General features: G+C 40.3%; 10 protein-coding genes. 2 read left to right on the top strand and 8 right to left on the bottom strand.

Annotated elements, in window-relative coordinates:
- Nucleotides 1–26 precede the first annotated feature (26 nt).
- Nucleotides 27–170, top strand: coding sequence for a DUF2986 domain-containing protein (locus tag IE199_RS18125; protein ID WP_189773497.1), 144 nt, complete (start codon nt 27–29; stop codon nt 168–170).
- 103 nt (nt 171–273) lie between these two features.
- On the opposite strand, the gene IE199_RS18120 is transcribed toward IE199_RS18125, so the two are convergent.
- From IE199_RS18120 to IE199_RS18105, 4 genes are all read right to left on the bottom strand, one after another.
- Nucleotides 274–1,497 carry an FG-GAP repeat protein gene (locus IE199_RS18120; RefSeq protein ID WP_189773496.1) on the bottom strand — a complete coding sequence of 408 codons (1,224 nt, stop codon included), beginning with the start codon at nt 1,495–1,497 and terminating at the stop codon, nt 274–276.
- 535 nt (nt 1,498–2,032) lie between these two features.
- Entirely contained in the window at nt 2,033–4,195 is a 2,163-nt protein-coding gene (locus IE199_RS18115) for a S46 family peptidase (protein WP_189773494.1), read from the bottom strand.
- Between the two features lie 249 nt (nt 4,196–4,444).
- The gene (locus IE199_RS18110; RefSeq protein WP_189773492.1) at nt 4,445–5,554 is read right to left on the bottom strand and encodes a permease; all 1,110 of its coding nucleotides are present in this window, start codon (nt 5,552–5,554) and stop codon (nt 4,445–4,447) included.
- Nucleotides 5,547–5,969: a MerR family transcriptional regulator gene (locus IE199_RS18105; RefSeq protein WP_189773490.1), complete on the bottom strand. Its 423-nt coding sequence runs from the start codon at nt 5,967–5,969 to the stop codon at nt 5,547–5,549. The genes IE199_RS18110 and IE199_RS18105 overlap by 8 nt, the downstream gene beginning before the upstream one ends.
- Before the next feature lie 205 nt (nt 5,970–6,174).
- Between IE199_RS18105 and IE199_RS18100 the strand changes: the two genes are divergently transcribed.
- The gene (locus IE199_RS18100; RefSeq protein WP_229854820.1) at nt 6,175–7,821 is read left to right on the top strand and encodes a Na+/H+ antiporter NhaC family protein; all 1,647 of its coding nucleotides are present in this window, start codon (nt 6,175–6,177) and stop codon (nt 7,819–7,821) included.
- A gap of 77 nt (nt 7,822–7,898) precedes the next feature.
- On the opposite strand, the gene IE199_RS18095 is transcribed toward IE199_RS18100, so the two are convergent.
- The 4 genes from IE199_RS18095 to suhB form a co-directional block, all read right to left on the bottom strand.
- Nucleotides 7,899–9,455: a PH domain-containing protein gene (locus IE199_RS18095; RefSeq protein WP_189773485.1), complete on the bottom strand. Its 1,557-nt coding sequence runs from the start codon at nt 9,453–9,455 to the stop codon at nt 7,899–7,901.
- Nucleotides 9,456–9,458: 3 nt separating this feature from the next.
- A complete protein-coding gene (locus tag IE199_RS18090; protein WP_189773477.1) occupies nt 9,459–9,983 on the bottom strand; it encodes a PH domain-containing protein in 525 nt (174 codons plus the stop codon).
- 77 nt (nt 9,984–10,060) lie between these two features.
- Complete coding sequence (gene cobA / locus IE199_RS18085; RefSeq protein ID WP_189773468.1) at nt 10,061–10,861, bottom strand: uroporphyrinogen-III C-methyltransferase; 801 nt, start codon at nt 10,859–10,861, stop codon at nt 10,061–10,063.
- A gap of 256 nt (nt 10,862–11,117) precedes the next feature.
- A complete protein-coding gene (gene suhB, locus IE199_RS18080; protein WP_189773466.1) occupies nt 11,118–11,921 on the bottom strand; it encodes an inositol-1-monophosphatase in 804 nt (267 codons plus the stop codon).
- Nucleotides 11,922–12,148: the final 227 nt, after the last annotated feature.

Below are 12,148 nucleotides of genomic sequence, written 5' to 3'. Positions count from 1 at the left end.
TTAAAACCGGAAAAAGCCAACATTCAATGAACCGTAAAAAGAAAGTTAAAAGCACATTGCTCGCCAAAAAGAAAAAGGCCAATGCTAAACTGCACAAAAGCACTAAACCTAAGTATATTTCTAAAGCTGAAAGAGCAAAATTGGCTGAGCAAACTGATTTAGAAAACTAATTTAGTGAACTAATATTTAAAACATTGCGACTCAGGCCAATTCATTGATTAATTGATAGCTTATTGCATCATTTAACGACGACTGTGTGCCCACTATGTCATCTTAGTGGGCTAAATCCACAATATACGCAGCGCCAGAATTATCACCGTTATCATCACGGTGTGGAGCGGCTACTATGGCGGTTTTATGTGACAGAGCAATATTCCAGCCAAACCTATCTTGTGCCATAGCATCTTTTGCGACGATTTTGTTTGAATAACGCCATTGCCCCTGTTGTTTTTTAAAGACGTATAAAGCACCTGCATTATCACCATTAACATCGTGATGCATAGCGCTTATCAAGGCAGTATCTTGGTTTAGGGCTACGCCTCGGGCAAATCTATCATCTGCTTTTCCATCGGGCGCGACTAATTTTTGTATTTGTCGCCAATTGCCATTGCTGCGCTCAAAAATATAGGCAGAGCCTGCATCTTTGCCAACACCTTCAATGTCATCTCTTCTGGCTGAGATAAGCGCAGTATCACCAAACAATGCAACCCTAACACCAAAAATATCAGTATTTGCGCCATCATTGGCCATCAGTTTGGCCTGTTGAATCCAACGTTCACCGTCAAATTGAAAAGCATACACAGCACCAGCCTTTTCAGCGCGTTCATCATTTAAGTCAGCACCCACTATTAGGGTATTGTCGTGAATGGCGACGCTGATGCCAAATAAGTCACCTTGTGCACCATCTTTTGCAGTAAGTTTACTGTGAAACTGCCACTTGTTATTTTTACGAATAAAAACATAAGTAGAGCCTGAATCTTCTAATGGCGCGTCACTATGTGGTGCACCAATAACAAGAAATTGTTCAGTTAAGGCAATGCTTTGGCCAAAGGCGTCACCAGCTTTTGCATCTATTGCCGTTAAAACCTGTTGCTCTGACCATGTATTTTCCTGTTTTTCAAAGGCAAATACTGCACCAGCATCTTCAGCTTTTAAGTCACTTCTGGACGCTCCTAACATGGCAAACTCGTTTTTTAATGCAACGTTACCGCCGAGCGTGTCGCCAGCATAAGGCTGTTTGGCAACGAGTTTTGCTTGTTGCTGCCACCCATTATGGTTAAGTGAATAGAGATAAGCAGCACCTGAATTTTGAATGTTTGCTATATCAGCATTCAGCGCACCAACCAAAGCTGATGTGCCATCAATTGCCACGCTAAAGGCAAATTGATCTTCTGCTTTGCCATCATTAGGTAATAGTTTTTGTTGTTTTGCATAACTTTGACACGTTAGTAGCAATGTACAACAACACAACAACTTGAGGGAGGACTGCAGTTTCATCTCGTTTTTACTTATTGATTTAGTGGAAGATTATACCAATTGAAATAAATATTTGCTCACTTAGCGAGAATTAAAAGGGTTATAGGCAAGGCATTGATTGCAAAGAATGGTTATTCAGGAGAACGTGCTCCTGCGTTATCTAATAAGCTACATCCGTGTAGCGTCTTTGTTAGAATCAATAACACAGTCTATAAGCCTTTTAAACTCGCCCTTGGGAACTCATTAGCGCCCTGATAACTTCCCTAAATAATCGAACCATAGAGTGACTATGCTTAAATTATTTAGCTTGTTCTCAACGCGCTAATGAAGTTCTAAGTTGATCAAATATTTAATTCAATTGGTATTACTCTATTGAACTTAATTTAATGAAACAAGAGGAAAATAGATAAAGTGAGCTAAGTTAACGATGGGTTTAGTTTAGTTACAGTTTGAAATAAATTGCTGAATTTAGTGTTTTTTGTAGTGGTAGCGAGGTTTAATGAAATAAAGCTAAGCTGTTGTAACAGCTTAGCTTTTGAAAACCTATAACTAATAGTTATTCAACGATATCCATTTCTTCGATAAGGTTTGTTGCGCCGTCAATATGCTCCATGACCCAAAGCATATATTTTACATCGACGTGAATAGAGCGGTTTAGTTTTGGATCGTAGTCCCAATCACCAATTACACTCTCGTATACACCGTCAAACACTAAGCCAACAAATTCTGCTTTATCATTTAATGTCGGTGAGCCAGAGTTACCACCAGTGATATCTAAGGTACCTAAGTAGTTAACCGGCACTGAGTTTAGATCAGACTTAACATATTCACCGTATTGCTTTTTCTCAATCAGCGATAATTGTTTTTTAGGTGCATTAAAAGGCTCTACACCTGTGTCTTTCGCAACAATGCCTTCTAGTGTGGTAAAAGGTGTTGCCACTAAACCGTCTTGTGGCGAATAGCCTTTAACATTACCGTAGGTAATTCGCAGGGTACTGTTAGCATCGGCATAAACGGGTAACTTTTTGGCATTAAAGTATGCAATAAGCGCTTCCATGTATTTAGGACGATAGGCCTGAATATTACCGTAAAGCTCTTTTGATTGTTTCTCCATTTTTTGGCGAACGTCAAAGGTGTCTACTGCTAACTTGATGAATGGATCACTACTTTTTTCAAACGCGTTAACGTCTTTTTCAAGCCAAGCGAGTCGAGACTTTTCATCCGCTATTTTTGATGATTTGTACATTTTAGCTAATTGCTTTTGTAAGCGCTTTTCATCTAGTGTTTTGCCAATGTTAAAAAACTCATCAATGGCAGCAATACGCTCAGCTTTTGGTAACTTGGCATAATGTTTTAACATGGCGAATAAAATTTCGCGGTCAATGTCTGCATCGAAACGACGGTCGAACGCTTTTAAGCCTTGTTCAAACCTTGCCATGTCGCGCTCTTGATAGCCTCTTTCGCGCTCAACATTTGGCTTTTGTTTTTCAATGGCTAAACGATGTAAACGATAGGCTGTGCCAATCATTTTGTTATAACCCATGTAACCAAGAATCATGTCGCGAGCTTGCGTGCTGTTATCTTGTGCAATGAGTTTATTTAAACCTGATAACGCATCACCATACTTTGCTTTACGCTTAGCATCGGCATTTATCCAAGCAGTTAAGTCTTGTTCAAGCTTTTGTTTGCGCTCTAATGTTGTACCTTTGTTATAGCTCTTGATCATGCTGCCATAGTTTTTGGCGTAGTTAGCAAGGCCAGCAAGTGTACTTTCATATTTAATGCGAGCATCGCTGCCAGGTGCAGATGCATTGTGAATTAGGTCAATAAGCTCTTCACGATAAGCTTTTGAGTGCGGATAAACCCAAGTAAACTGGTTTTCAACTTCAAACGCTGTACGGTAACGATTTGTTCTGCCAGGGTAACCCAACACCATGATGTAATCGCCATCATCAACACTCGATTTATTTACTTTTAAGTGGTGTTTTGGTTCGTAAGGTACATTGTCTTTACTGTAATCTGCAGGTTTACCATCTTTACCAACATACGCGCGATAAAAACCGTAATCACCAGTATGGCGTGGCCACATCCAGTTATCGATATCACCGCCGTACTTACCAATGCTATTGGCAGGCGCGTGAACCAAACGAACGTCGCGGATCATCAGTTGTTTAAAAAGGTAATACTCTAATCCACCGTGAAAATTTACCACGCTACAGCGATAATCTTTGTTGGTTTCACATTCAGCGACTAGGGCTTTAGAGTTTTTATCTATGGTATTGTAGCGCTCTTGGCCAGCCATATTGTCACTAACACCAGCGGTGATTAATTTAGTAACCTCGTTAATTTCTTCCGTTACGTAAATTCTGCTGCCCGGAGTCGCGGGTAATTCTTGGTCAAAGGTTTTTGCCAAAAAGCCATTTTCGAGTAGGTTATTTTCTTCAGTTGAATTGTATTGAATTGAACCGTACACACAGTGATGGTTACTTGCTACTAAACCTTTGTCAGAAACAAATGAAGCAGTACATCCACCAAGGCTTACTATCGCGCCCATTGGAAAACCAGTTAAGTCGGTTAAATCATTAGGGTTTAACTTTAAACCTGCTTTGGTTAGTTGTTTGGCAATGCTAGGTAATTGATGTGGTTGCCACATACCTTCATCTGCCATTGCTGCGCTACTGGCGGTTGCGGCCAGCATTAACGGAATGATCTTTTTCATAGGGTGTCCATTTATGTCGTTATTATTTTTAAGTTGTCCAGCATTGGATTTAACTCAAATGAGCAACTTAAATTGTCAGTGTGATAATGTAACGTTTTAAGTTTGAAAATCAACTTATATACAGTTCAATGTTAATAAATCTTTTACAGAATGTGTAACGAATTAAGTCATGAAATGATCGAAGTAAAGGTAACGGTAACATTATATAAAGTTGCAAAACAAAAAGAGGCCAACTTGGCCTCTTTGCTGTTATACACTTTGGTTAATGAGCCAGCCAATTACTAATACTTGGGGTACTGTGATAAGTGGCAAATAAAGCGCTATTTTCCAGCTTTTCATGGTGTCTTTAATGACCATAACCTCAGTATAGTCGGTTGAGGCGCCTGCCATTAGGAAAGTAAAAGCATTGCCTGGTGCATTGGCTCGGGTAATAAGATCTGCTGCAATTGGCGTTGAGCCTTCAGAGCATACTTCAATTATGGTTGCGGCAATCAGCGTTAAAAATAGCCCTGCAGTTGTTGCGCCAAACCAAATGTTGAAGCTTTCTGCTGGTACAAATGCGCGAACTAAGGCAACTAATACGATGCCGACCATGACCCAGCGAAACACCATACGTGATCCTTTAAAGCCATCAACTAACATATTTAAAGTAGCTTTTGGTGAGTAGTCAGCGTCTTTAGCTAGCGCCTTTAACGCAGGTTTTAATTTAAAATCATCACTTAACGTATGTTGATTTGGGTTTGCAGGTAAAACACCTTTTATTTCTAACTGATCAAAAATATAACCACTGATCCAGGCGATCACTAACGATAATAAGATAAATGCTAAGGTCCATTGCCAGCCAACCAAGCCAATCAAAATTAAGGTGAGGGTGAAGGAGTTCCAGGGACTGGCAATAATAAATGCCATGACTTGTCCTAAACTGGCTCCACGCTCATACAGTTTCATGCCAACCATCAAAATACCGTGGTTACATAAGTCTAAAAATAACCCCGCGAAAGTAGCTCTGAATAAGCCTTTTGTCGTGTGGCCTTGACCAATAGTACCAATAACAACATCTCTAGGTACGCGGTTGAGCCAGCCAACGGCTATAACGCCTAGTGCCATACCGATCCACATGGCGCTGAGCATCTCAACGGTGGTTTGACTCATGATATAAGTCCAATCTGATGATGGGGTTTGAAACCAAAAACCGACAAATGCGATAAAGACTAAAGCAGTTGAGCCCCATAGTAGCCAGTCAAACTGCTCTTTACTCTCCGACGGACAACAACTCGTAAGGGCTGTGGTTTCTTCGTGTTGATGAGTATCAGCTGGCGGGTGTGAATGTTGCTTTTCGCTGCCACAACAATTAGACATCAGAGCATTCCTCACAACTAAAATTTTCAATTAAATGGCATACATGGTTACCGGTGGGCACACAATTTGGTAAGTCTTGCCAATGTTTTAACGAATGTTTCATTTTTTGATATGTGGCCTGCATTGCTGCAATTTTTTGCTCAATTTCTGCTAAACGCTTGTGCATCAGTTCACGTACGATAGGGCAAGGGGAGTGGCCTTGTTGTGATTCTTTCACAATGGTTTCAATATCTTGTAATGAAAAACCTAACGACTTTGCTTGAATAATAAATTGCAAGCGTTGTTCATCAGCCTTTGAATATTCTTTATAGCCATTGCTGGCGTTTTTGCTTGGTGTTAACAAGCCAATTCGGGTGTAATGGCGCACGGTGTCAATATTGATATTGTGTCGAGTCGCCAATTGCTTAACTTGCATAATGCCTCCAACTCGGTTGATTCATCATACTATAAAGTTGTGAGCGACTCACAGGTCAAGTGGAAATTTTGACTTTATCTTGGACTGTGATGCATACCCTGTTACCTTATAGCGCTTTTTAAGTTATCAACCAAGTTAAATGCTGAAAAACATCTCCAAGCTTGCTGTAGGTTTTTTTATTTGTACCCTTGTTTTAGCTGTCTATGTGCAAGATGAGCAATTTAAACATTGGCAAGTGCAGACTCATTTTTATCCTATTGCTCAAGAGCAAGATGAGCTAATAGCGACAATAAACGGTCAACAAACACTTGTTGAGCCGTTAGTTCCTTTTGCTCAGTCCCAATTATCAGAAAGTTCACCAAAAGATTTTGCTTATTTCACACCACAGTGGGTGAAAATGCCTGATGAGAAAATTGCATACGTAACTGCTTCTTATCATTTTGGAATTTGGTCTTTATTACCAGCCATCGCAACCATTGCGATATGTTTAATCACCCGCTCACCTTTGCCTGCTCTATTGGCTGGAATAGCTGTGGGCACAGTGATGTTAAGTCAAAATGGCTTAACTGGTGGTGTGCTGATCCCAGCATTAGCTCAGGAGGGCGCAGTATTTTTGCTGATACTTTATTTATGGTTGCTTGGCGGGCTGCTAGGCATGTGGTCGAAAACAGGGGCTGCTAAAGCGTTTGCCGATTATATGACAAAGACCTTTGTTAAGGGGCCACGCAGTGCCAAGTTAGTGGCATGGACACTTGGTATCATATTTTTTCAAGGTGGTTCAATGAGCACGGTATTAGTTGGAACAACCGTAAGGCCGCTAGCCGATAAGGCAAAAGTGAGCCATGAAGAAATGAGCTATATAGTGGACTCAACCGCTTCACCTATTGCAGCGTTAATCGCTTTTAATGCATGGCCTGCTTATATTCAGGCGCTAATTTTTATTCCCGGTGTTACTTTTTTGGCGACAGAAGCTGATCGTATAAGCTTCTTTTTTTCTTCAATTCCCTTTAGTTTTTACGCCATTTTGGCCGTTGTTGGTACCTTATTGTTAAGTTTAAACGTGACAATGTTTGCAGGTAAACGTATACGAATGGCGCAACAACGTGCACTTACAACGGGAGAGTTAGACGCACCTGGTGCCAAGCCACTGAGTACAAAGTCGTTACAAACTGTTGAAATTCCAGCGCATTATAAGGCACATCACTTGGAGTTTGTTTTGCCACTTATTGCGTTGGTTTTAACCGCTGTAGCAACTTTTGTTTTGATAGGAACGCCAGAAGTGACTTGGGCTTTTTCTGCGGCCTTACTCGTTTCTGTGGTCATTGCGCTAAGTAAAGGCATGTCGTTTGTCGAAGTTTTCCAAGGTATTGGCGCAGGTTTAAAGGGGATGATTATCGCCTCGGTTATTTTAATTTTAGCGGTTGTTATTGGTGGACTGAGTCAACAAGTTGGCGGTGGTTTGTATTTGATATCACTACTAGGTGAAAGCTTACCTTATTGGTTGTTACCGGCGACTTTACAATTGCTTACCATGGCCATTGCTTTTTCAACCGGCACGAGTTGGGGAACCTATGCGATTGCCTTTCCGCTTGCTATGCCGCTAGCTTGGGCGATAGCTCAGTCGCAAGGGGTAACAAATCCTGAAGTATTTATGATGATTTGTTTTGCTACGGTGCTTAATGGCAGTGTGTATGGCGATCAATGTTCACCTATTTCTGATACCACAATATTAAGCTCTATGACCACAGGTTGTGATTTGATGGACCATGTGAAGTCGCAAATTTTTCCTGCTAGTTTTGCCGCGATACTTGCGGGTGCGTTGTGGACTTTGTGCGCTCTATGGCTCGCCTAAACCTAGTTTGAAATTATTGAGCAGGGCTTAATCAATAAGCTCTGCTCAATTTCAACGATTAAAAAACTGTAGATAAGCTACATCCAAGAACGTTTGCTTGATTCTGCGCTGTACAGCAACTGATCAACAATTTCTTTCGCATGTTCTTCCTTTAAAAAGGAAATGCCCAAAGCGCCAGAGGCCAAAATACACTTAAAGCCACCCAAATGACGACGTTTTAAGAACCAACTTTGGCGGTACTGGATCTGTTGTACCTTAAAACGCTCAAAACAGTGATAATCGACACCCAAGACACCTTTTCTTAGGTAAACAAACTGATCATCAATTGCAATGCCCCAACGGCGCCAACGGCAATAAATCAGACTTAGCAAAATGATAAAAACACCCGCTAGTGGCCAAAGCAACTCGATAGTATCTTTAGCGATAATAATGACAGCAAAAGGTAAAATAAAAACCGCTGACAATAAAAAGTTTCTCACTAAAAACCATGGGCTGATGCCAGTATAAGCGATTGATTGTACTTGGCTGTTTGGCATTGCATCGGCGATCAGCTCTGCACTTTCTTTAAGCGTGACTGATGGCACCATGATTTTGTCTTTTTCAGCGGCAAATTCCCCGCCACGGCTACTAATTTGGGCAAATACAAGGTTGGTTCGTTTGATTAATAGATCTAACCAATCTTGTTTTAGGATCAACACCTGCAAACGAGGCAGTCGCATGGTGACTTCATGTTTGGTAAAAAGCCCACTGCGCCTTATATATTTGTCATCACTTTTAGATAAGGTAAAGCCATAATAAGATATGATAGCCCCAGCAATGGACAATAACGCGATGGGGATCATCAAGGCGAAAAATAGCAAGATAACGTAGCCAGCAATTTGCCATACTGCCAAGTCAGTAAAAGAAAACAGTTGATCTACATTGATATCAATAGAGGTTAAATAGCTGTCGGCTTTTTCAAATAGATCGTCAATAAAAGGTGAAAGACCCGCTAATATAATCCAAACTCGGTTGTTAGTGATCCCGTGCAAGACTAAGTCTTTTACCGAACGAGTATTTAAAATCTGCTCATTAGCAGCGTTTTGTTTCGTTTCACTTGCCTCAGTCGCCAAATTTTCATCTGCAACAGGCTCCACTTCTTTGTGCTGTATTAAAATTTTCTGCTTAATTTTATCGGCGAGTGTATGTTCTATGGCCACTAACTTAGCTTCTTGTTGAGCGCTACCAGCGGTATCAAATGATAAACAAACATAGCCAAAAGGCCTGAAATACCAAGGATGTTCTTGCTTGACGTTTTGAATCCTGGCAAAGGGTAAATCAATATGTGCTTTTTTAAACACGCCAGATTTTATTTCAATTTTGTTCTCTGATAATCGATAGGTAAAAAAGTAAAAGCTTAGCACTGCGCCAACTATTAATGCGATGACCACTAAAACGGCAACGGGTAGCCAAATTTGAGGGCGGTCAATTAACGATTTATAACCAATAACAATACCAGGGGCGATATAAACTATGTTACCGAGTAGGTGTTTTAAAAAACTCATTAAAAAGTACAACATAGCGTAAGGTGATATACGCTGCCATGTTGAAGTGGTATCCAGTTCTGATTGTTCAGGCGTCGTTTCTTGTTGCATTGTTTACTCCGCGCTGGTGGTATCTTTGTGATCCAAAATATACTGGCGTAATTGCTCGGCGCGCTCGTCAGGTAATCCTGGAATAGCAAAGGTATGTAATGAACCACCGGCACTAAAAAGTAATAAGGTTGCCAGCTCTAACTTTCGTTCAATTGGCCCGCGAGTAATTTCAACATGCTGAATGCGTAAAATCGGTTGGGTAATAGTTTTTCGAAAAATAACACCATTTCGATAGCTAATATCTAACTCACGCAAGGCGTAAGCTTTTCTTTTATCGCCTAAATAGCCCCAAATTGTGGCAATTACACCTATTGTGGCAATTAAGTAAGAAGCGTGAAACCCAATAGTGCTGACTTTTCCCGTTGTAAAGTGCTGCACTATTAAGGCTATTATAGTTAGCACTATGGTGGCTATTATCGAAATAAGCAGATTGGCTTTTATATAGCTGTTTTCAACTGAAAGAAAATTGATGTCTGAAATGCTTGGGTATTGAGAGGCAGATAGAGAGTTATTGCTAAAGCTTTCCATTATGCTTACCTATTATTTTAATTTTAGGCAAGCATAACAGATGTTTAAAAGTTTTCTCTACTAGTAAATTGCTCTGGTTAACTTAATGGTGATAAATAACCCAAATTGGTTAAATGTGCTTGATCAAAGGTATCGACGACATCACCAATAACAATCAATGTGGGTGGCTTAATGTTATGCTCTGCCACGATTGATTCTAATGAAGATAAATTGCCCCTGAAAACTTGTTGTTCAGGAGTTGTGCCTTTATAAATTAATGCCGCTGGTGTATCGGTTTCTCGGCCAGCAGCAATCAATTGTTCAGTGATGATAGGCAAACTTTTTACGCCCATATAAAACACCACCGTTTGTTTTTTATCACTTAAGGCATGCCAAGGTAAATCGAGTTGCCCACAATCTTTCACATGACCAGTAACAAATGTACAACTTTGTGCCACTTGACGATGGGTTAGAGGAATACCAACATAGCTGGTGCAAGCAGATGCAGCAGTTAAGCCAGGTACGATATGACATGCGATACCATTTAACAAACAGTGCTGTGCTTCTTCTCCACCGCGACCAAAAACAAACGGGTCGCCGCCTTTTAGTCGAACAACTTTTTTATTTTGTCTAGCTAACTCAACCAATAGGTCATTGATTTGTTCTTGTGGTAAATGGTGTTTTGCTTGTTTTTTACCAACGTAAATTAATTCACAATCATCGGGTAATAGCGCCATGACTTCTTGGCTTACCAATCTGTCATAAACAGCAACTTGTGCCTGTTTAATGATGTTAAATGCTCTTACCGTTAGTAATTCAGGGTCGCCAGGGCCAGCACCAACTAGCGCAACCTCGCCGACTAAAAAATCATTTTTATTGTGAGAATTCTTTGATGTCATGTCATTTATAAATAGGTGCTCTTAACGCTATTGTAAGTGCATCATTAAATTAAATCACGTTATAAAAACAAGTTTTAATATAACAAAAATGAATTTGATAGCGTGTTTATTAAATGATTTGGAAACAATGATGACTTCGTTTTTGAGAACTTGTTAGCGAACTGAGGTTTAGAAGTAGAAGATTAGGTTTGAACAACTCAAGAAAAAGGGAGCACTTGATAACAGCACTCCCTAACAAACATTAAATAACCTGCGGTTATTTAGACAGTGCATCACCTAAGTGTGGGCGCATGTCTTTTAACATTTCTTTTAAAACGCGTGGGCTACTAGCAACAATGTTGCCTGATTTAGTATGGTTATGGCCACCAACAAAGTCAGTCACTAATCCACCCGCTTCAATAACAAGTAGTTCACCGGCAGCCGTGTCCCAAGGTTTCAAGCCCAGTTCGAAAAATCCATCAACACGACCTGCAGCAACATACGCTAAATCAAGTGCTGCTGAACCAGCGCGACGCATGTCTGCTGTTTTCATGAATAAAGCTTGGAACATATTCATGTATGAAGCCATATGGTGTTTTTGTTTGAACGGGAAACCTGTCGCTAATACTGCGCCAGTTAATTCTTTATTTTGTTTAACACGAATTCTGAAGCCATTTAGCTGAGCGCCTTTACCACGGCTAGCAGTGAAAAGTTCACCACGAATAGGATCAAACACGACCGCTTGGTCTAGTTTACCTTTTACTTTTAATGCAATAGAAACGGCAAAATGAGGAATGCCTTTTACAAAGTTTGTTGTGCCATCAAGTGGATCGATAATCCATTGGTAATCGTCGTCAGAGCCTTGTACAACACCAAACTCTTCACCAATAATAGAATGAGTTGGGTAAGCTTTCTGAATTGCGTCAACAATGGCTTGTTCTGCTAATTTATCAACATTAGTAACAAAGTCATTAGAGCCTTTTGATTCAACTTCAACTTTGTCTACTTGCTCGAATGAACGAACAATAATATTTCCTGCGCTACGTGCAGCACGCACGGCGATATTTAGCATTGGATGCATATCAATACCTTAATAGTTAAACAGCTTTGTAAAAGAACGTTATTACTCAAACCACGTAGGGCGAATAATTTAGGGCGCGCATTCTAGCAAATAAACTCGGCCTTGGCGAATGTTTTTATCTTGTGAATGTAAGCTGTTGCTGTTTAAGAAAAAAACAGTTTTAGAAATATTCGCACTAAATCAGAAGTATAAGCTCTAGAAATCAGGTAAAAATCGAGTGAAGTTTT

It is taken from the genome of Thalassotalea marina, from assembly GCF_014656435.1.
GTDB lineage: Bacteria > Pseudomonadota > Gammaproteobacteria > Enterobacterales > Alteromonadaceae > Thalassotalea_C > Thalassotalea_C marina.
This window is presented reverse-complemented; position numbering and strand designations above follow the sequence as displayed.